General features: G+C 68.5%; 16 protein-coding genes and 1 pseudogene. 3 read left to right on the top strand and 14 right to left on the bottom strand.

Annotated features, from left to right (window positions below):
- Positions 1 to 63 precede the first annotated feature (63 nt).
- The 4 genes from CBF90_RS01845 to CBF90_RS01830 are packed head-to-tail and all read right to left on the bottom strand — an operon-like array spanning position 64 to position 4223.
- Positions 64 to 1353: an ABC transporter substrate-binding protein gene (locus CBF90_RS01845; protein ID WP_088379751.1), complete on the bottom strand. Its 1290-nt coding sequence runs from the start codon at positions 1351 to 1353 to the stop codon at positions 64 to 66.
- Positions 1354 to 1396: 43 nt separating this feature from the next.
- A complete protein-coding gene (locus CBF90_RS01840; protein ID WP_023953487.1) occupies positions 1397 to 2236 on the bottom strand; it encodes a carbohydrate ABC transporter permease in 840 nt (279 codons plus the stop codon).
- A complete protein-coding gene (locus tag CBF90_RS01835) occupies positions 2233 to 3177 on the bottom strand; it encodes a carbohydrate ABC transporter permease (RefSeq protein ID WP_088379750.1) in 945 nt (314 codons plus the stop codon). The genes CBF90_RS01840 and CBF90_RS01835 overlap by 4 nt, the downstream gene beginning before the upstream one ends.
- The gene (locus CBF90_RS01830) at positions 3174 to 4223 is read right to left on the bottom strand and encodes a LacI family DNA-binding transcriptional regulator (RefSeq protein ID WP_088379749.1); all 1050 of its coding nucleotides are present in this window, start codon (positions 4221 to 4223) and stop codon (positions 3174 to 3176) included. The genes CBF90_RS01835 and CBF90_RS01830 overlap by 4 nt, the downstream gene beginning before the upstream one ends.
- Before the next feature lie 469 nt (positions 4224 to 4692).
- On the opposite strand from CBF90_RS01830, the pseudogene CBF90_RS01825 reads away from it, so the two are divergent.
- A pseudogene (locus tag CBF90_RS01825) lies at positions 4693 to 4839 on the top strand (hypothetical protein); the annotation flags it as partial.
- Between the two features lie 513 nt (positions 4840 to 5352).
- Here the strand turns inward: CBF90_RS01825 and CBF90_RS01815 are convergent.
- Entirely contained in the window at positions 5353 to 5700 is a 348-nt protein-coding gene (locus CBF90_RS01815; RefSeq protein WP_083990461.1) for a GntR family transcriptional regulator, read from the bottom strand.
- Positions 5697 to 6581 (bottom strand): hypothetical protein, encoded by an 885-nt coding sequence (locus CBF90_RS18165; protein WP_141097113.1) that lies wholly within the window; start codon positions 6579 to 6581, stop codon positions 5697 to 5699. The genes CBF90_RS01815 and CBF90_RS18165 overlap by 4 nt, the downstream gene beginning before the upstream one ends.
- 213 nt (positions 6582 to 6794) lie before the next feature.
- Between CBF90_RS18165 and CBF90_RS01810 the strand changes: the two genes are divergently transcribed.
- Positions 6795 to 7304, top strand: a complete 510-nt coding sequence (locus CBF90_RS01810) for a putative immunity protein (protein ID WP_088379889.1) — start codon at positions 6795 to 6797, stop codon at positions 7302 to 7304.
- A gap of 15 nt (positions 7305 to 7319) precedes the next feature.
- Here the strand turns inward: CBF90_RS01810 and CBF90_RS01805 are convergent, their stop codons facing one another.
- Together CBF90_RS01805 and CBF90_RS01800 are read right to left on the bottom strand one after the other, a co-directional pair.
- The gene (locus CBF90_RS01805; RefSeq protein ID WP_088379748.1) at positions 7320 to 7724 is read right to left on the bottom strand and encodes a DUF779 domain-containing protein; all 405 of its coding nucleotides are present in this window, start codon (positions 7722 to 7724) and stop codon (positions 7320 to 7322) included.
- Positions 7725 to 7743: 19 nt separating this feature from the next.
- A complete protein-coding gene (locus tag CBF90_RS01800) occupies positions 7744 to 9291 on the bottom strand; it encodes an aldehyde dehydrogenase family protein (protein WP_023953468.1) in 1548 nt (515 codons plus the stop codon).
- Between the two features lie 268 nt (positions 9292 to 9559).
- On the opposite strand from CBF90_RS01800, the gene CBF90_RS01795 reads away from it, so the two are divergent.
- Positions 9560 to 13249, top strand: a complete 3690-nt coding sequence (locus CBF90_RS01795; RefSeq protein ID WP_088379747.1) for a family 43 glycosylhydrolase — start codon at positions 9560 to 9562, stop codon at positions 13247 to 13249.
- A 70-nt stretch (positions 13250 to 13319) separates the two neighbouring features.
- On the opposite strand, the gene CBF90_RS01790 is transcribed toward CBF90_RS01795, so the two are convergent.
- From CBF90_RS01790 to CBF90_RS01765, 6 genes are all read right to left on the bottom strand, one after another.
- On the bottom strand, positions 13320 to 13835 hold the full coding sequence (locus CBF90_RS01790) for a DUF2231 domain-containing protein (RefSeq protein ID WP_023953464.1): 516 nt from the start codon (positions 13833 to 13835) through the stop codon (positions 13320 to 13322).
- Positions 13836 to 13848: 13 nt separating this feature from the next.
- A complete protein-coding gene (locus CBF90_RS01785) occupies positions 13849 to 14358 on the bottom strand; it encodes a DUF2231 domain-containing protein (RefSeq protein ID WP_023953462.1) in 510 nt (169 codons plus the stop codon).
- An 85-nt stretch (positions 14359 to 14443) separates the two neighbouring features.
- Positions 14444 to 16600: a 4-alpha-glucanotransferase gene (malQ, locus tag CBF90_RS01780; RefSeq protein WP_088379888.1), complete on the bottom strand. Its 2157-nt coding sequence runs from the start codon at positions 16598 to 16600 to the stop codon at positions 14444 to 14446.
- Between the two features lie 34 nt (positions 16601 to 16634).
- Positions 16635 to 17171, bottom strand: a complete 537-nt coding sequence (locus CBF90_RS01775) for a putative glycolipid-binding domain-containing protein (RefSeq protein ID WP_197690551.1) — start codon at positions 17169 to 17171, stop codon at positions 16635 to 16637.
- A gap of 74 nt (positions 17172 to 17245) precedes the next feature.
- A complete protein-coding gene (locus CBF90_RS01770; protein WP_088379744.1) occupies positions 17246 to 18574 on the bottom strand; it encodes a GAF domain-containing protein in 1329 nt (442 codons plus the stop codon).
- Between the two features lie 78 nt (positions 18575 to 18652).
- Positions 18653 to 20086: a CCA tRNA nucleotidyltransferase gene (locus CBF90_RS01765; RefSeq protein WP_088379743.1), complete on the bottom strand. Its 1434-nt coding sequence runs from the start codon at positions 20084 to 20086 to the stop codon at positions 18653 to 18655.
- Positions 20087 to 20109: the final 23 nt, after the last annotated feature.

Genomic DNA, 20109 nt, shown 5'->3' with positions numbered 1-20109 from the left:
TCCCTCTCTTCGTTCGAGCGTGTGAGGCGGGGGCGGATCGGATCGACCCGCCCCCGCGGATCGTCAACCGGCGACGTCGGTCCAGCCGTCGCTGAGCTGCGCGGCGAGCTGGTCGCGGTCGATCTGGTTCGCCAGGTACTGCTGGAACGCCGGCGTCGCGATCGTGTCCTTCCACTCGGTGTACTTCGACACCTTCAGGAACGGCGGACCTTCCAGGCCCTCGCCCGACGCCAGCACCTGCTTCCAGGCAGCGTCGTCGCCGGCGAGCTCGGCGACCTGCGTGCGCGCGGCACCCGACGAGGGGATGAGCGCATCGGCGTAGGCGATCTTCGCGAGGTTCTCGCCGTCCATGAAGAAGTTCAGGAACTCCGCCGACTCCTCCACGTGCTCCGAGTCGATGTTCACCGAGTACGTCTGCGGGTTCGCGGCCTGGATGGCACCGGCCGATCCTTCGAGCGGCGGAAGCGCGACCCAGTTGAGGCCCTCGGGAGCGTCCGCTGCGATGTTGGTCGCCTGGAACGAGCCCTGCACCGTCAACGCGACCTTGCCGCCGTAGAACGACGGGAGCACGTCCGAACCCGACTGCGTGAGCGAGGTCGGGTCGATCGACCGGTCGGTGTAGGCCATCTCGTGGATGCGCTCGGGCACGGCGAGCTCGTCGTCGCCGACCTCGATCGTCACGTCGTCGCCCTCGCCGTCGAAGTAGCCGCCGTCGAAGCCCATCGACAGGCTCATCATCGTCGCGGTGGGCGAACCGAGACCCCAGCCGAGGCCGTAGTGGTCTGCCGTCGTCGTCGCCTTCGCGATCTCCTGGAGCTGATCCCAGGTCATCGTGTCGCCCGTGGGTACCTCGACCCCGGCCTCGGCCAGCAGGTCGGCGTTCGCGAACGCCATGTACGACTGGAGCGTCGAGGGGTACGCGACGATCTGACCGTCGTGGGTCACCGACTCCCAGATGCCGTCGGAGATGTCCGACTTCAGCTCGGGGTCGATGAGGTCGGTCAGGTCGGCGAGGTAGCCGTCGGCCGCGAACGACACGATCGAGCTCGCCTCGAAGTGGATGATGTCGGGCGCGGTGCCGCCCGAGAACTGGGTGATCAGCTTGTCGTAGGTGCCGTCCCAGCCGGCCTGGATGATCTTGACCTGGACGTCGTCGTGCTCGGCGTTCCAGGCGTCGACGATCTCGCTGATGGCTGCCTGAGTCGCGGGCTGGTCCGAGAGCGACTGGAACTGGAGGGTGACGACGTCGCCGTCTCCCCCGCTGTCGTTCGCGCTGCCCTGCTGGCATCCTGCGAGCGCGACGGCTGCGATGCCCACGAATGCGACGGCGCCGATGCCGCGGATTCTTCTCATGGTGTGGCCTTTCTGGTTTTCGGGTTTCGTCGTCACGGGGAGGTCAGCCCTTGACGGCACCGGCGAGCATGCCGCCGGTGAGCTTCTTCTGCAGGATCCCGAAGATGATGAGCGACGGGATCGTGGCGAGGATGGCGCCGGCGGCCAGCGGCCCCAGCTGGGTCTGCCCCTCGGCGCCGAGGAACGAGCGCAGCGCGATGGGCAGCGTGTACAGCTCCGGGCTCTGGATGAGTACGAGCGCGAGGAAGAACTCGTTCCAGGCCGAGACGAAGGTGAACATAGCCGTGGCGACCAGGCCCGGCATCAGCAGAGGCAGGATCACGGTGCGAAGGATCGTGAACCGGCCGGCGCCGTCCATCTCGGCCGCTTCCTCGAGCTCCGGTGGGATCGCCGCGACGTACCCCTGCAGCATCCAGAGCGTGAACGGCATCGTGAAGGTGACGTAGACGAGGATGAGGCCGAAGAGGGTGTCGTTCAGCTGCAGGCTCCGCAGCACGAGGAACAGCGGGATGATGATGAGGATCGTCGGGAACACCTGGCTCACGAGGATCCACACCGTGCCGGCCGCGCGCAGCCGGCCCTTCAGCCGGGCGAGCGCGTAGGCCATCGGCATCGACAGCAGCACCGCGACGATCATCGTGACGATCGAGACGAGCACCGAGTTGCCGGCCGCGGTGATGAGGTTCTGCCGCTCGAGCGCGGCGATGTAGTTGCCGAAGTCCCACTGCTGCGGGATGAGGTTCACCGCGAGCGAGTTCAGCTCGCGTGTCGACTTGAACGACGCCGACAGCAGCCACAGCAGCGGAAAGCCCAGGAAGATCAGGTAGCCCGCGAGCGCCAGGTACATCAGGACGGTCGCGTACAGGGGGCGCTTGGTGGTCACTTGCGGGCCCCCTTGTTCTGCCGGAACTGGTTGATCAGGTACAGCGAGAGGATCACCAGGATCGCGACGACGAGGACGTTGCCCATCGCCGACGCGTACCCGATCTCGCGGTTGCGGAACGCCTCGAGGTAGGTGAACAGCGGCGGGATCATCGTGCGGCCGCCCGGGCCGCCCTCGGTCAGCACGTAGATCAGCCCGAACGAGTTGAACTGCCAGATGAAGTCGAGCGCGGTGACCGCGATGATGACGGGCCGCAAGGCGGGCAGCGTGACGTGCCAGAACCGGCGGACGACTCCCGCGCCATCGACGGCCGCAGCCTCGTGCTGCTCGGGGGCGATCGACTGCATGCCCGCGAGGAGCAGCACGGTCGTCTGCGGGATGCCTGCCCAGACGCCGACGACGATCACGGCCGGGAGAGCGGTCGAGAAGTCGCCGAGCCAGTTCACTCCCGGGATGCCGAGCCAGCCGAGCACGCCGTTGAGCGGGCCCGAGTTGGGGTTGTAGATCATCCGCCAGACGATCGCGATGACTACCGGCGGCATCGCCCAGGGGATGAGTGCGAGAACGCGGGTCAGGCCCTTCAGCCGCAGGTTGCTGTTGAGCAGCAGAGCAAGGCCCATCGCGCTCACCAGGGTGAGGAGGGCGACCGACCCCGCCCACACGATGCCGATGCCGAACGACTGCCAGAACCGACGGTCGCCGGCGAGCTCGATGAAGTTGTCGAGCCCGATGAACGAGATCTCGGCGTTGCGCGCGAGCGTGGCATCCGTGAATCCGAGGAGCACTCCGCTGACGAGCGGGATGACCGAGAAGATGATGATCGGCAGGAGCGCGGGGGCGACGAGGGCGATCGCCTCTTTGCGCTGCGCGCGGGCGCGCGGTCCGATCTGCCGGACGCGGGGTGGGCGCGAGGACGTCTTCGTCTCTGCGAGCGCGGTCATCCGTGTGCCCTCTCCTCATCGATGGGCTCGGGGCGCTGGAGCGCCGCGGGGACGGACGCCGACGTCGACCCGCGCACGACCAGCGCGGGCGGAACCGTGACGGTGCGGGCCGGCCGGGTGTCGTCGGCGATCCGGGCGAGGAGCATCTCGGCAGCGGCGCGACCGCGCTCCTTGGCGCCGAGGTCGACGCTCGTGAGCCCGGGGCGGACGACCTCGGCGAGCTCGGTGTTGTCGAGGCCGGTGACGGCGAGATCGGCCGGGACCCGCAGGCCGAGGTCTTCGGCGGCACGCAGGACTCCGACGCCGATCAGGTCGTTCGCCGCGACCACCGCTGTCGGCCGGTCGGGCCGGTCGAGAAGCGGGAGCGCCCCGTCGTAGCCCGCGGCGATCGTGAAGTCGGCGGCGTCGACGTGCCGCGTCCGCAGGTCGTCGTACCGGTCCACCGCCGCGATGAAACCGTCGCGGCGCATGACGCCCGGGGTGGTGTCGGTCGGGCCGTTGATGAACGCGATGTCGCGACGCCCGTGGGCGACGAGGTGGTCGACGACGAGCCGCATCGCCGTCGGAGAGTCGGCGCGCACGGTGTCGAAGTCGGCCGAGGCGGGCAGCCGGCCGAGGACGACGAACGGGATCGGAGCGGCGGCGAGTGCGGTGAGCAGCTGATCGGTGACGCGCAGGGGCGACAGGATCAGCCCGTCGACATAGCCGCGACCGAGGTCGCGGACGACATCCACCGAAGACGACGACGTGCCGGTCGACGACAGCAGCAGGCGGTATCCGGATGCGGAGACCACCTGTTCAACCGCGGCCATCATCTCGACGTAGACCGGGTTGCCGATGTCGGCGACGGCGAAGCCCAGCTGCAACGTGCGGCCCCGCTTCAGCGATTGCGCCGTGGCATCGGCGACGTAGCCGAGTTCACGCGCAGCATCCCGGACCTTCGCCGCGGTCTCGGGACTCGCGACGAGTCCGTTCAGCGCTCGCGACGCACTCGCGACGGAGACGCCGGCGCGGGCGGCGACCTGCGTGATCGTGACGCGGACCATGGCTCTCCCTCGAGCGGTTGTAAACGTTTCCAACGCTGGACGTTGTAAACGTTCTCACCCCCGACCCTCGCCTGTCAAGCATTCGGACCATCAGACCCTGGATCCGAGCCTGAGGTCGCGGCCGGCTCGCGCCGCGGGAGAGAACGCTGGCACGGGGATGGGAACAGCCCGGAGATCTATAGCCCTGGGGGGGTATACGGGGACCACGACGACGCGTCCTACGTAACCCGAGGGGCACGCGACGCCCGCTCGCACTGACCGCGGCCCGAATGACGCGAACGCTGGGGCGCATCCGGCCAGGCGGTTCCGATAGGACAGCGCGACGAACACAGCCATCACGCCGCGGACGAGACCACGGCGATGCGCTCACCACGGCACATGACCACGCGACGATGAGCCACGATCACGTCGGACACGGCGATCATGTGGGCCAGTTCCGGCAGTCGTTCCGGATCATACTGATCCTCGCGGGGATGTCGTGGTGGTGCGCCCCGGCGGACGCGTTCCCGCGGATGGGCGCATCGTGCAGGGCTCGGCCAGCATGGACGAGTCGATGATCACCGGGCAGGCCCGATCGGTGCGTCGCAGCGACGGCGACCCGCCGATCGCCGGCACCTCCGACCGAACCCAGGCCACCGTGGGTGACCTGATGCTCGTCGACCGCCGTCGTTACCTGAGCGCGAGGCTCACCCGCAGAGGCAAAGACACCCGATGTGGTGTTCGTCGACGAGTTCGCCCAGCCCACATCGACGAACAGCGACTCCGGCGATATCGCCGCATCGATGTCCGAAACTGCCCGGTCGGCGGGCCTCGGACTATGACTTGCCACTCAGTCCGTCGCCGGCTCGCAAGCGGCGCTGCCCTGATCGTGGGCCGTTCAAAGCCCCCGAGGACATTGTGACCTTCGCCGGCACGGCGATGCGGCGCGAGTCGTCGGGCGCGGCCACCGGCGAGGAGCTGCGATCGGCGCGAGCTCAACGCACCTACGGCATCCCACCCGACGACGTACGTCGCGCAGCCGTGGGCAATTCTATAGATCGTCCAGGGCGGCGCAATTGCACCATTCCGGAATTAGCGACCCTGTGTTGCGGCGGTGTCGTTTCAGGGCACCGCCGCAACCTCGTCTATGTCACCATGAAGCGCGAACAATACGTATTGCGTCGTCCAACGAAATATCGCTTCTTTTGCTTGCCGCGATGAGGTTACGAGCTGCTTTGACTACCACGATCGGCGGTGCGGGTGCGGCTTCAGAGACACGAGTCCCCGAACCGACACGGGTTTCGATGAGCCCCTCTCCCTCTAGAGTGCGATAGGCCTTCGCGACTGTGGCTGGTGATACAGCAAGGTCGCGTGCCAGCTGACGGACCGTGGGCAGTGATTCTCCGGCTGCAAGCTGGCCTGAGACGATGAGGCCACGGATCTGACTTCGAATCTGCTCGGACGGCGATCCTTCGCCTGAGGTGATCCCGATTCTCATGGCTGCGCGGCCGGTCGGCTCGTAACTAACATGCCCCTTACGGCCACGTACATCCAGCAAGCTAGCCCGGCTGTGGTAGCTGCCAGCCCCATGAACGCGAGAGCTTCGGCCAGCGCAGCGAACGTAGTCCCCGTCGAGAGGTTGGTATCCCCCTCAATTTCGACCCGTACAGATGAAGTGGCGCTAAGCGACTGGAAGACGAAACCAAGATGTAGCAGCAGGGCGCCGCTGGCGATAAGAACGGCGTTCCGACCCCGACCGAATCTAGCGGTTTGATCTGCGTCTCGGTCAGATCCCCAGGCTGGTCGAGCGATGCGGCGCATGTAGACATATAGTCCGGCGACCATGAAAAGAGCAAGGGCAAGCGCTGGCACCGAGTAGTGCCAACCGTAGATCTCAACCCGCGTCGTCGCCTCGCCGAACGACACATTGAAAACGCGGTACGCGCCCGCCTCATCGGGCTCCGAGACACCGCCGGCGGTAAGGGCAAGCACGACCATCAGCGTGAGAGCTGCGCCAAGACCGATGAACGCACTACGTGGGGCGAAGGTCCACACATGCCTCGGAGTGAGGTCGACGGTTGCACCAGGTGAGGCGCCTCGGTAGGAGACAAGCAAGACGACTACGGCGACGACTCCGCACATGATCGGATAGCCGAATCGTGCTTCCCATAGTGCGTCCGACAATCCGCGATGCGCGGCCATCGCGCCCATCCACAGCGCAACCAGTGCCAACGCCGCCACTGCGATGACGCTATCTACGCGTGACGCCGCCGTGGGCTTGTGTGGTCCAGATCGACGGGATCCGGCTACGAGCACGCTCACCAGCAGGGCCGCCAGGATCCAGGGGAGCCAGAGCCGGATGAAGATGAGCCAATCCATGGCTTCAGTGTACTAGGCATGCCGTACAAAGTGTACTAGCTGCTTAGAACAATAACTCCGGCGAGCTTCAGACTCGAGATTGATCGGCTGTCGCGGTCGAGCTGTCGGCACACCCGTCGACGCGCTGCCGCCGCCGCACAAGAATCTTGATCGTCAGACCGTGCCGGCATCCATTCTCTGAGGCCCTTCGTGAGGAGCGAGAGGATGGGCTGCATGGCGGTGGGCGACTTCGATCTGACGGTGGACGAGCTGCGAGCGGTTGTTGGATTCGCAGCTGCGTGCGCTACGCGCGTTTTACCGGAGTTTGCAGCAGCCGCGCCTGATGACTCTCGTCCGCAGGAAGCTCTGGACGCGGCGCACGTGTTCATTGCGGGCAGCCCGCGGTCGAACCTGCAACGGGTCTCGGCTTTCGCAGCGCACCGGGCCGCGAAAGAAGTCGAAGGCGAGGCGGCACAGCTCGCCGCGCTCGCCTGCGGCGATGCCGCCGCGTATCTTCACCCCATCGCGACGGCAACCCAGGTCGGCCACATCCTTCGAGCTGCCGCGTGCGCCGCACGAGTTTCCGAGTTGCGAACCGGCGCAGCCGACATCGGCTCTTTGGCTGGTGTGGTCAGCGAGCCGGTGCCGGCTATCCTCCGCCGGTACCCGGCGGCTCCAAGCGGGTCTTCCCGGCTCTCGCGGCTCATGGCCGAGCTCGACGTCGCGATCCGAGGCCAGGCCTGAGGCGCAATCACCGCCCTACGACGACGGCGATGCCGGCGCCAGCCCGAACGCCACCAGCTCGGCGTGGTCGAGCATGCGGGAGCGGATGATGAACCGCATCCCGGTCGGCCCTTCCACGCTGAAACCGGCACCGCGACCCGGCACCGCGTCGATCGTGATGTGCGTGTACTTCCAGTACTCGAACTGCGCGAGCGAGATGAACACCTCGATCGGGTCGTCGAGGCCGACATCCAGCTCACCGAGCTTCACATCGGCGGGGCCGGTCAGGAACATCCCGACCGGATAGCACATGGGGGCGGAGCCGTCGCAGCATCCGCCCGACTGATGGAACATCAGCGGCCCGTGCTGGGCGGTGAGGTCGCGCAGCAGGGCCGCGGCGGCGTCGGTCACCGCGACCCTGCTGTACGTGTCGTTCGACATGTCGATGAGTGGATGCGGCTCAGAAGAAGCCCATCGCGCCTTCGGCGTACGACACGAGGAGGTTCTTCGTCTGCTGGTAGTGGTCGAGCATCTTGAGGTGGTTCTCGCGACCGATGCCCGACTGCTTGTACCCGCCGAAAGCGGCGTGCGCGGGGTACTGGTGGTAGGTGTTCGTCCACACGCGCCCCGCCTCGATCGCCCGGCCGGCCCGGTAGGCGGTGTCGCCCGAGCGGCTCCAGACGCCGGCGCCGAGTCCGTAGAGGGTGTCGTTCGCGATGCCGATCGCGTCGTCGAAGTCGTCGAAGCTCGTCACCGAGACGACCGGGCCGAAGATCTCCTCCTGGAAGATGCGCATGTCGTTCGTGCCCTCGAAGACCGTCGGGGCGACGTAGTACCCGCCGCTCAGCTCGCCGCCGAGGTCGACCCGATCGCCGCCGGCGAGCAGCTTCGCTCCCCCGGCCTTGCCGATGTCGATGTACGACAGGATCTTCTCGAGCTGATCATTGGATGCCTGCGCACCGATCATCGTCGCCGGGTCGAGCGGGTTGCCCTGCACGATCTTGCCGACGCGGTCGAGGCCGTCGCCGAGGAACGAGTCGTACACCGACCGCTGGATGAGCGCCCGCGACGGGCACGTGCACACCTCGCCCTGGTTGAGCGCGAAGAACGTGAACCCCTCGAGGGCCTTGTCGTAGTAGTCGTCGCGCTCGCGCGCGACATCCTCGAAGAACACGTTGGCGCTCTTGCCGCCGAGTTCGAGCGTGACGGGGATGAGGTTCTGCGAGGCGTACTGCATGATCAATCGCCCCGTCGTCGTCTCGCCCGTGAACGCGACCTTGCGGATGCGGCGGTGCTGCGCGAGCGGCGCGCCCGCCTCGATGCCGAAACCGTTGACGATGTTCACGACGCCGGCGGGCAGCAGGTCGCCGATCAGTTCGAAGAGGAACAGGATCGACGCGGGCGTCTGCTCGGCGGGCTTCAGCACGACGCAGTTGCCGGCGGCGAGCGCGGGCGCGAGCTTCCACGTCGCCATGAGGATCGGGAAGTTCCACGGGATGATCTGCCCCACCACGCCGAGCGGCTCGTGGAAGTGATAGGCGACGGTGTCTTCGTCGATCTGGCTGAGCGAGCCCTCCTGGGCGCGCAGAACCCCCGCGAAGTAGCGGAAGTGGTCGATCGCGAGGGGGATGTCGGCGGCGAGCGTCTCGCGGACGGGCTTGCCGTTCTCCCATGTCTCGGCCACCGCGATCTTCTCGAGGTGCTGCTCCATGCGGTCGGCGATCTTGTTCAGGATGACGGCGCGCTCGGCCGGCGTGGTCTTCTTCCACGACGCGAACGCCTGCCAGGCGACATCGACGGCGCGGTCGATGTCTTCGACGGTGCCGCGACCCACCTCGCAGAACGGTTTTCCGGTGACGGGCGTGATGTTCTCGAAGTACTGCCCCTTGACGGGTTCGACGAACTCGCCGCCGATGTAGTGCCCGTAGCGGGCTCGATACTCTGCGACGGCTCCACGCTGACCGGGAGCGGCGTAGACGCTCGAGACGCCCTCTTCGACGATGGTCATGTCATCTCCTCGACTCCCCGCAGCGCCGGTGCTGCGGTGGTGTCGGGCACGCTACGCCGCGCCACGTTGCAACGCGTTGCACGGCTCGTCCGGCAACGGCGAGGAGGCGCATCCGCACGGTTCTGGGGGGTCAACACCCTGCAGATGCGCGTCCTCGGCGTCGGCAGGGCCGGATGCCGCGCACTGGCGCTGCGGCAATTGTGAGCGCTAACATTTCAGCGTCGTCAGAGCTGACGGCCGTGCAACGTCGCATACGAGAGGTTCCCCCGTGCCCGCATCCACTCGCCCGGCGCCCTGGCGCCGACACCATCCCTGGACGCTCGCTGTCCCGCTCGTCGCTGCACTCGTGGCCGCGCCGCTCGTCGTTCCCGCCGCAGCTCAGGCTGCCGGACCACTTCAGCATTCCGGGCAGGTCGCGCTCGTCGATACCCCCGACGATCAGGTCGCGCAGGCCGCCCTCGACGCCCTCACCGTCACGAACATCGACGACGTGCGCGGCAACCTCACGCTGCCGACGACGTCGCGGGGACTCGACGTGACCTGGTCGTCGGCCGACACGAGTGTCATCACCGCTGACGGCATCGTCACGCGTCCCGGGGAAGACACCACCGTCGCGCTGACGGCATCCGTGACGAAGGGCGCGTCGACGCTCACCCGCTCCTTCCCGGCCGCGGTGCGCAAGGCCGCGAACATCGGAGCCTTCGAGGGCTACACCTTCGCCTACTTCACGGGAAACTCCGTGGCGGGCGAGAACATCTACTTCGCCGCCAGCAACGGCAACGACGCGCTGTCGTGGACCGAGCTCAACGGTGGCCAGCCGACGCTCACCTCCACGGAGGGCGAGCGGGGCCTGCGCGACCCGTTCCTCATCCGCTCGCCCGAGGGCGACACGTTCTACCTCATCGCCACCGACCTCTCCATCGGGCGGAACGGCGACTGGGGCCGAGCGCAGACGCAGGGTTCGAAGTACCTCGAGGTGTGGGAGTCGCACGACCTCGTCACCTGGAGCGAGCAGCGCCACGTCCGCGTCGCCCCCGACAACGCGGGCAACACCTGGGCGCCCGAGGCGTACTACGACGAGGCACTCGGCGAGTACGTCGTGTTCTGGGCATCGTCGCTCTTCGGCGAGGACGACCCGAACCACACGGGCAGCTTCTACCAGACCATGATGTTCGCGACCACGCGCGACTTCACGACGTTCAGCGAGCCGAAGGTCTGGCAGGACTTCGGAGCATCGCGCATCGACTCCACGGTGCTCGAGGACAACGGCACGTACTACCGGTTCACGAAGGATGAAGCCAGCACGACCGGATGCCGCGACATCATCCAGGAGTCCTCGTCCAGCCTGACCGCCGTCGACGATCGCAACGCTCCCGGCTGGAACGCCGCCGACCCCGCCTGGAAGCTGATCGACAGCTGCATCGGTCGCGATGCCGGCCTCGGCGCCGTCGAAGGTCCCACCATCTTCGCGGCGAACCCCGGCGACACGTCGGGCTCTAACTACTACCTCTTCGTCGACGAGTACGGCGGACGCGGCTACATCCCGCTGGGAACGGACGACCTCGACGCGCCGGACTGGCAGGTGCCGGCGAGCTACCGCCTTCCGGCGAGCCCGCGCCACGGCACGGTCATGCCCGTGACCGCCGCCGAGCTCGAGGCGCTGCGTGCCGACCTGCCGCAGCCCCTCGCGGCCAACGAGAAGGGCGAGCTGCTGCGCTACGACTTCACGGATGCCGCAGGCACCGTGCTGCACGACCGTTCCGGCGCCGGGCGTGACGCTCAGGTGCGCGGCGGAGCGACGTTCGCCGACGGCGCGCTCGCCTTCGACGGCACCGACGACTACGTCGACCTGCCCGACAACGTCCTCGTCGGCGTCGACGACATCACGGTCGAGGCGGAACTGCGGATCGACCCGGCCCAGCGCACTCCGTACTTCCTCTACGGCTTCGGCAACACCGGCGGCGACGGTGCCGGCAACGGCTACCTGTTCTCGACGGGCGACCAGTACCGCGCGGCACTGACCACCGGCAACTGGAGCGGCGAGCAGAACGTCACGTCAGGCGCGGCCCTTCCGCGCGACCGCTGGGTGCACCTCACCTACACGCTGAGCGGGAACACGGCACGGCTGTACCTCGACGGTCAGCCGGTCGCCGAGAAGACCGACGTGACGGTGCGCCCCGGGGACATCGGCGGCGGCAGCACGCTCGCGAACTACCTGGGCAAGTCGGTCTACGACGCCGACAACCTCTTCCGCGGGCAGATGCGCGAGTTCGCGCTGTACAACCGCGCTCTGAGCGCCGAAGAGATCGTGCAGAACTCCGGCAACACCTCAGCGCTCGGGGCCGTCAGCCTGCAGGATGCCGGTGCCCTCAAGGTCGCACCGCTGGTCGACACCGACGCCCGCACGGTCATGTTCCCGGTAAACCGCGGCACGGATCTCACGCAGCTGCGCCCCGTGTTCACCACAGCATCCGGCACCACCGCCACACCCGCGTCGGGCACCGTGCACGACCTGAGCACACCCGCCACGGTCACGCTCACCACACCGGGACAGCCCGACGTCGTCTGGACGCTCGAGGCTGTGGAGATGAAGAGCCCGGTGCTGCCGGGGCTGTACGCCGATCCGAACATCGCCGTGTTCGCTGACACCTATTACATCTACGCGACCACCGACGGCACCCCTGGGTGGGGCGGCAACACGTTCTACGTCTGGACGTCGAAGAACCTGATCGACTGGACACGGTCGGCCGAGCCCATCCTGACGCTCGACGGCGCGAACGGGAACGTGCCGTGGGCCACGGGAAACGCCTGGGCTCCGACGATCATCGAGAAGGGCGGGAAGTGCTACTTCTACTTCAGCGGGCATGAGCCGAACGCGAACCGCAAGATGATCGGCGTCGCCGTCGCCGACAGTCCCGAAGGACCGTTCACCGCGCAGCCGGAGCCGATGATCACCAACGCCGAGGCCGTCAACAGCGGTCAGGCGATCGATCCGGCCGCGTTCACCGACCCCGAGACCGGCAAGTCGTACCTCCTCTGGGGCAACGGACGACCCGTCTACGGCGAGCTGTCAGACGACATGCTGAGCGTCGAGGAGGGGACGATCCGGCCCATCGACGGATTGCCCGACTTCCGCGAGGGACTCTTCCTGAACTACCGCGACGGGACGTACCACCTGACGTACTCGATCGACGACACCGGTTCGGAGAACTACCGCGTCGGCTACGCGACGTCGACGAGCATCGACGGGCCGTGGACCTACCGCGGCATCCTCTTGCAGAAGGACCCGTCGCAGGGCATCCTCGGCACCGGCCACAGCTCGATCGTCAACGTCCCGGGAACGGACGAGTGGTACATCGCCTACCACCGGTTCGCGATCCCCGGCGGCAACGGCACCAACCGCGAGACGACGATCGATCGCCTCGAGATCGGTGAGGACGGACTGTTCCAGACGGTGACGCCGACGCTCGCGAGCGTCGACCCCCGCGAGGTGCCCGGCACGACCGAGCCCAACCCGACCGAGCCCAACCCGACCGAGCCCAACCCGACCGAGCCCGGCACCACGGCGCCGGTCGTCTCGGTCTCGGCGACGACGGTCGAGCGCGGGCAGTCCGTGCGGGTGACGGTGACCGGACTCGACTCCGGCGAACAGGTGGCCGCTGAACTGCGGAGCGACCCGATCCGGGTCACCGGCATCCCCACCGCCGATGCGAACGGGCGCGTCGCGTTCGACGTCCGCATCCCTGCCGATCTGGCTACGGGCAGTCACACGATCGTGGTCTTCGGCGCCGACGGTCAGGTGATCGGCAGCGTGCCGATCACCGTGACCGCCTCCGGACAGCTGGCCGTCACCGGCGCTCAGGCGCCGCTCGGCGCCGCGTTGCTGGCTGCGCTCCTGCTCGTCGCGGGAGGCGTCCTGTGGTCGATCCGACCCGCACGCCGGGCCGGCATCGCCTGACACCGGCGCACGCCGTCGTGAACGGGCGGCGGCCTTCTCTCCCGAAGGTCGCCGCCCGTTTCACCAGCGCTCAGCGCCGGCTGCGTCGCGTGACGAAGCCCTCCGCCTGCTTCGACTCGTGAGCCACGCGCACGCCGTAGCGGTAGGCGAGCTTGCCGCCGAGCCATCCCGACGCGCTGAGGATCAGCAGGCTCACGGCGCTGAAGATCACCCCGGCGATGGGGATGTCGTCGGTGGAGGTCCGCAGGAAGAGCTGGAACAGATACGCACCGCACACCACGAAGTTGAGTCCCATGTGGATCGTGGCGGTGCTCGACGAGCGCGTCCGATCGGGGATGCGGAGGTAGTCGAAGATGCCGAGCACGATGGCGACGAGGCTGCCGACGAGACCGATCCCGATGAGGACGCGCGAACCCACGGCGTACGGGGTGGGGTCGGCGACGATGAGGCCGATGATGTCGAAGACGAAGCTCGCGATCCACGCCCCGATCGGAATCGTGACGGCGATCGGGTGGAACGGGTGTCCGTAGGGACCTGCCAGGGGGTTCGCAGGCCGCTTGTCGGGACGGGTGTCCAGGTCGGTCATCATCTCTCCTCGGTCAGGGCAGCGGTTCCAGGCCCTCGGCCTGGGTCGTCTCGGTCGCGACGCGGACGCCGAAGGTGTGGGCGAGCTTGCCGCCGAGCCACCCCGACACCGACAGCAGGGCGAGTCCGGCGAAGCTCGCGATCATCGCGAGGGTCGGAACCGTCTCTTCGTCGACGCGCAGGGCGAGGCTGCCGGCGAACACCGCCATCGCGATGAGGTTCAGGATCATGTGGGTCAGCCCCGTGGCCCGCGCGGGGGTGTCTCTGGGGATGCTGCTCCAGTCGATCAGCCCCAGCACAGCGGCCACGACGGCACCCAGAAGACCGATCGCGATGAGGATGCGGGCGCCGAGGGCGAAGACGGCGGCATCCGGACTCGCGACGGCGATGACGTCGAAGACGGATGCCGACACCCAGGCGCCGATCGGCAGGATGATCGCGATCGCATGGAACGGGTGCCCGTAGGGCCCCGCGATGAGCGACCGCGGGTACTTCGCCCGCGTGAGGGGTGCGGTGTCGACCATGGCGTCTCCTCTCGTTCGACGCCCTGACCGTACGGGCGATGCCCGGTGTCGCACGTACCGGGTTGACAAGCCCGGCGCACGACCTCTACGAGACGGAGCGCAGCGCCCGCTCCACGGCGTCGACCAACGAGCGATATCGCGGAAGCGACGCGAGCTCGTCGAGCATCACCGCCCGCCCGGCAGCATCCGCCAATGGCACCTGCCAGTTGGGATACTCGTCGTCGGTTCCCGGCTGATTCTGCACGCGCTTCTCGCCGACGGCGTCGACGAGCGAGACGCCGAGCAGCCGCGAGGGCGATGCGGCGAGGAAGACGTGGAGCGCCTCGACGACCTCCTGCTCGCTCGCGCCATCGGAGATCAGTCCGCGCGAGCGCAGCTCCGCCAGCATCCGGTCGCGCTCGCGCTCGAAATCCGCGAGCTCGTCGTCGACCGACCGCGTGAGCAGACCGAGCCGTGCGCGCAGCGCGACATGTTCGCCGTCGAGATATCCGGCCGTGGGCGGCAGATCATGCGTGTTGACGGTGGCGAGCACGTCGGTGCGGTACCGCTCGGGAGCGAGTGGCCCGCCGTCGTCATCGGTCTCGAACCACAGGACCGACGTTCCGAGGATGCCGCGCTCCGCGAGATAGTCGCGCACCCACGGCTCCACGAGACCGAGGTCCTCGCCGATGACGAGTGCTCCGGCCCGGTGCGCTTCGAGAGCGAGAACGCCGATCATCGCCTCGTGGTCGTATCGGACGTAGGTGCCCTCCCCCGGGCCGAGCCCCTCGGGGATCCACCACAGGCGGAAGAAGCCGAGGATGTGGTCGATGCGCAGGGCGCCCGCATGGCGCAGAAGCGACCGGAGCATGTCGCGCAGGGGCGCGTAGGCGTGCTCGCCGAGGGCTTGCGGCAGCCACGGCGGCTGATTCCAGTTCTGACCCTGCTGGTTGTACATGTCGGGGGGTGCGCCCACGACGACGCCCGGGGCGTAGAGGTCGCGCAGCGACCATGCGTCGGACCCGGCCGTCGAGACGCCCACCGCGAGGTCGTGCATGATCCCGATCCGCATTCCGGATGCTGATGCCGCCGCGGCGGCATCCGAGAGCTGCTCGTCGACGACCCATTGCAGCCACACGTGGAACGCGATGCGGTCCGACAGTCTGTCACGCAGCTCCAGCACCGCGGGATCGTCGATCGCGATGCCCTCCGGCAGCCGGTCGCCGGTCGCCGCCTCGTGCTCGCGGACCGCGCACCACAGCGCGAAGTCGGCGAGGGCGGCGCCCTGGGAGCGAGCGAAAGCATCGTGTCGAGCGCGTCGCGCCGGCGAGAGGGGTACGTCATGGATGAGCCCGAGCGCCTCGCGCTTGGCGGTCCAGACGAGGTCGCGGTCGATGCGCTCGGGATCTCCGTCGGTCGAGCTGGCGGTCCGGTTCAGCTGCATGAACCGTTCCCGTGCCCGATTCGAGAGGTATGCCGATTCGGGAATGAGCTCGGGGCGGATGTAGAGCGGAGCGAGGAACCGCCGCGACGACGGCAGGTACGGTGACGGCTCGATCGGTGTGGTCACCTCCGCGGCGTGCACCGGGTTGATCAGGAGGTAGTCGGCACCGGATTCCCCCGCGATAGCGGCGAGGTCGGCCAGGTCGGCGAAGTCCCCCATCCCCCACGACCGATGCGAACGCACCGAGTAGAGCTGAGCCATCAGGCCCCACGAGCGGCGTCCCGACTCGGCCGGGGGCGGTGTCAATCGCGGTGGCGTGACGATGAGCGTGCCGCTCGCGAGGAGCTCATCTGCTCCGCCGTACTGCCGCGCCTGCACCGTGTGCCACCCCAGCGGGACGTCGGCGGGCACGGCGACCCGCACCCGCCAGCGCGTCCGGCCGTCGACGCTGCGGGCGACCGGTTGCTGCTCGGCTATCGGCAGGGGACGGATCGAACCGTCCTCCAGCACGAGCACGACCTCGACGTCGGAGCCGTCGGCGACGTGCAGCTCGATCGACCCGGTGCCCTGACGCACGACCGTCGACGCCGCCACGAGTCGTCGCCATGGTTCCGCCGCGCGCTCGGCGAGGGCGCGCTCGACGGCCTCGTCGTCGTCCGCCACGACGCCCATCGCGGCGAGCACCGCGCGCAGGGTCGTGCCGGGCACGTGGACCTGCTCGCCGGAGAACGACCAGTACTCCGTCGCGATCCCGTAGGCCTCGGCCAGTGAGACGAGCGCCTCGCCGGGGGCGTCGTCGGCAGTGGGCGCGTCGCTCATCGTCATGTCCTCGTCTCCTCGCTCTGTGCGGCTCTCACGAACCCGTCACCCGCTCGAACAGGCCGGGGTAGCTGAGCACGAATCCGTCCGCGTCGACAGTGAGCGTGCGTCGGAACTCGCGGTCGCGAGACTCGAAGCAGTATGCGCGCGGGCCGACGCGGGTGTAGCGCTGCCGCCCGAGCCGCACCTCGAGCGACGGAACCTGCACCCAGGCCACCTCGATGTCGGCGCGGCTCCCGACGGCGAGTCCGAGGCGCCGGATCGGGAGCGCATTGGTGGCGGGGGTCGCGGTGATGTCGACGTCGGTCGCGCCGGCGAGGTCGGGTCGCTCCTCACCGTCGACCGTCCAAGCGCCGTCGACATGCTCGATCTGCGTCGTGCGGTCGCCCGATGCGATCGTCGCGTGGCGGAGGGTGCCGTCGGGCGCGAGACTGACGGCATACCGACACGGCTCGTCGCCGCCGTCGACCTCTCCGATGATGCGGATGCCGTCATCGGAATATTCCGTGGTGCATCGCTCGATCGTCTCGACGGACCCGATGCCGGTCCATGAGATCCGTGTCGTTCTCACGCGTGCCTCCTCCCGATGTTTCACGTGCAACATCGCGTCGCCATCCTGTCAGCGGCTCGGCGGCGACGGAACGGTCACTCGTCGGGGTTGCCGAGCGCGGTCAGCCGTGCGACGATGCCCGCCCGCTTCGGCGACCGCGCCGGCAGCAGTCGCAGGCATAGCTGCAGAATCTCCGCGTCGTCGGTGGCCTCGTCCGTCTCGAGGTATGCCAGGAGAACGTCCACCGATGCTTCGGCCATCAGCGCTTCGCGGAGCGACGCCCGGAGGCGGTTGCGCACCTCCTCGGTTCCGGGAGCGCACGAGTCGGGCAGGACGGGGCCCGGATACGCCGCGAGCGCGACGCGGTGCGCACCACGGTCGAGCAGCGACGCCACCTGCTGCGCATCGGTCTCGAGGTCAGCGGGCAGACGGTAGGGCCGCGACAGCGGTACGAGATGCGGCGCAGCTCGTTCGAGCACCCGCCGCAGCCGCACCATCTCAGGGCGGAGGGTGTCGGTGGCGTCGGGACCGTAGACGAGCTCGGCGAGCCGCTCCGCCGACAGGCCCTGCCGGTGCGTCGCGAGCATGAGCAGGATGTCGGCGTGCCGGGACGACACCTCGACGGCCCGCTCACCGCCGACGCCGGCGATCTCGAGGAGCGCACGGTCCCTGCCGAGAACGCGGAGAGTCGACGCCGTCGGCACCGAACCCACGCGACTCCGGGATCGCGTGAAGCCGCGCGGACGCTCTGCACGAGAGCGCAGCCGGGCGACGAGAACCTCGCTCTCGATCGCACGTGCCGTCGCGTCGACGAGCAGCCGTGCCTGCGGACTCGCGGCCTCTGCACGGCCGGTCACGTCGATGACCCCGAGCAGTCGGCGGGTCTCCGGGTCGTGCACGGGAGCGGCCGTGCAGGACCAGGGCTGCACGAGACGGTTGAAGTGCTCGGCGCCCCGGATCTGCACCGATCGGTCGAGCTGCAGGGCCGTCCCCGGTGCCGAGGTGCCCACGGCGGACTCCGACCAGTTGGCCCCCGCGACGAAGCCCATGTCGCCCGTCAGGGTTCGGACGCTCGTATCGCCCTCGACCCAGAGCAGTCGGCCGGCGGCATCCCCGACGGCGACGACGACCCCGGAGTCCGGGCTCGGGACGAGCAGCGCACGGACCATGTCCATGACACCGGCGAGCGGGTGGGCGCTGCGGTAGGCGGCGAGGGCGCGCTCGTCGAACTCGAGCGGGGGCAGCGCCTCGGCACCGACGAGGTTCGCCATCGACCGGCGCCACGAATCGCGGACGAGCGACCGCACGTCCTGCAGACGGCGCTCGGCATCGGTTCCGGCCAACAGCTCGTCGTGCGCGCGCTCGATCAGCAGACGGGACGACTCGGGTGCGACATCCCACTGCGCGGACCACGACGAGGACACGGGCGACTCCGATCGGCGGTGAAGGAGCGCCCTCAGCCTAAGCCGGACGGGCTCGTCGCGGTAGGGCTCGTCGACTCGTCACGCGTCGGAGCGCACGGTCCACCACTCCCGCAGGCGACGCTCCGCGGCATCCTCACCGATCATGCCCTCGTCGAGCCGGATGTCGAGCAGGAACCGGTACGCCTCGCCCACCTCGCGGCCGGGGCCGATGCCGAGGATCGCCTGGATGCGGTTGCCGTCGAGTTCCGGGCGCATGGCGCCGAGCTCTTCCGCGGCCGCCAGCTCGTCGATGCGTCGCTCGATGTCGTCGTACGCCGACTTCAGGCGAGCGGCCTTGCGCTTGTTCCGCGTCGTGACGTCGGCGCGCGTGAGGATGTGCAGTCGCTCGAGTTCGTCACCCGCGTCTCGGACGTAGCGCCTGACGGCCGAATCCGTCCAGGCGCCTTCCGAGTAACCGAAGAACCGCAGGTGCAGTTCGACGAGGCGACTCACCGACGAGATCGTGTCGGAGTCGAAGCGCAGGGCCTGCAGGCGCTTGCGCGCCATCCGGGACCCCTTGATGTCGTGGTGGTGGAAGCTCACTCCCCCGCCGGGCTCGAGCTTGCGCGTCGCGGGCTTGCCGATGTCGTGGAGGAGCGCCGCGAGGCGCAGCACCACGTCGGGCTCCGCGCCGGGGTTACGCTCGTGCTCGAGCTCGATCGCCTGGCGCAGCACCGTCAGCGAGTGCTCGTAGACGTCCTTGTGGTGATGGTGCTCGTCGATCTCGAGGCGCAGCGCCGGCACCTCGGGCAGCACGAGCTGCATGAGGCCGGTGTCGACGAGCAGCCGGATGCCGCGTGCGGGGTCGTCGGTGCGCAGCAGCTTCACCAGCTCGCCCTGCACCCGCTCGGGGCTCACGATCGAGAGCGTCTCACGCAGCTCGGTCATCGCCTGCTCTGTGGCGGGATCGAGCGAGAAGCCGAGCTGAGAAGCGAAGCGGGCGGCACGCAGCATCCGCAGCGGGTCGTCGCCGAAGCTCACGGCGGGATCGCTCGGCGTCCGCAGCGTCGTCGCGACGAGATCCTCGACCCCGCCCGTCGGGTCGACGAGCGAGGGTCCCGGAACACGCAGCGCCATGGCGTTGACGGTGAAATCCCGGCGCGCGAGATCCTGCTCGAGCGTGTCACCGAACTCGACGGTCGGCTTTCGGGTCACGCCGTCGTAGCTGTCCGCTCGGTAGGTCGTGATCTCGATCTGCTCGCCGCGCACCTTCGCACCGATCGTGCCGAAGGCGCGGCCGATGTCCCACGTCGCGGTCGCCAGGGGCTCGACGATGCGCAGGATGTCGTCGGGTCGGGCGTTCGTCGTGAAGTCGAGGTCGTTGGTCGCGCGCCCCAGCAACGCATCTCGTACGGGACCGCCGACGATCGCCAGCTCGAAGCCCGCACGCTCGAAAGCGCCGGCGAGTGTTGAGACGACCGGAGATGCTGCCAGGGCGCCCAGGCGCGCGACACCCTCGGCCATGTTCAGCATGCGTCCGAGCCTACCGGGCTCGT

The sequence above is a fragment of the Microbacterium sp. AISO3 genome, assembly GCF_002204305.1.
GTDB lineage: Bacteria > Actinomycetota > Actinomycetes > Actinomycetales > Microbacteriaceae > Microbacterium > Microbacterium arborescens.
The sequence above is the reverse complement of the archived record's forward strand: the minus strand, read 5'-3'. Positions and strand labels throughout refer to the sequence as shown.

Excerpts from the sequence above, each read along its gene's own strand:
- CBF90_RS01845 (WP_088379751.1), bottom strand. The coding sequence starts at position 1,353 with ATGAGAAGAATCCGCGGCATCGGCGCCGTCGCATTCGTGGGCATCGCA.
- CBF90_RS01800 (WP_023953468.1), bottom strand. The coding sequence starts at position 9,291 with ATGACCATCGTCGAAGAGGGCGTCTCGAGCGTCTACGCCGCTCCCGGT.
- CBF90_RS01810 (WP_088379889.1), top strand. The coding sequence starts at position 6,795 with ATGGCGGTGGGCGACTTCGATCTGACGGTGGACGAGCTGCGAGCGGTT.
- CBF90_RS01765 (WP_088379743.1), bottom strand. The coding sequence starts at position 20,086 with ATGCTGAACATGGCCGAGGGTGTCGCGCGCCTGGGCGCCCTGGCAGCA.
- malQ (WP_088379888.1), bottom strand. The coding sequence starts at position 16,600 with ATGAGCGACGCGCCCACTGCCGACGACGCCCCCGGCGAGGCGCTCGTC.
- CBF90_RS01785 (WP_023953462.1), bottom strand. The coding sequence starts at position 14,358 with ATGGTCGACACCGCACCCCTCACGCGGGCGAAGTACCCGCGGTCGCTC.
- CBF90_RS01790 (WP_023953464.1), bottom strand. The coding sequence starts at position 13,835 with ATGACCGACCTGGACACCCGTCCCGACAAGCGGCCTGCGAACCCCCTG.
- CBF90_RS01830 (WP_088379749.1), bottom strand. The coding sequence starts at position 4,223 with ATGGTCCGCGTCACGATCACGCAGGTCGCCGCCCGCGCCGGCGTCTCC.
- CBF90_RS01805 (WP_088379748.1), bottom strand. The coding sequence starts at position 7,724 with ATGTCGAACGACACGTACAGCAGGGTCGCGGTGACCGACGCCGCCGCG.
- CBF90_RS01815 (WP_083990461.1), bottom strand. The coding sequence starts at position 5,700 with ATGAGAATCGGGATCACCTCAGGCGAAGGATCGCCGTCCGAGCAGATT.
- CBF90_RS18165 (WP_141097113.1), bottom strand. The coding sequence starts at position 6,581 with ATGGATTGGCTCATCTTCATCCGGCTCTGGCTCCCCTGGATCCTGGCG.
- CBF90_RS01835 (WP_088379750.1), bottom strand. The coding sequence starts at position 3,177 with ATGACCGCGCTCGCAGAGACGAAGACGTCCTCGCGCCCACCCCGCGTC.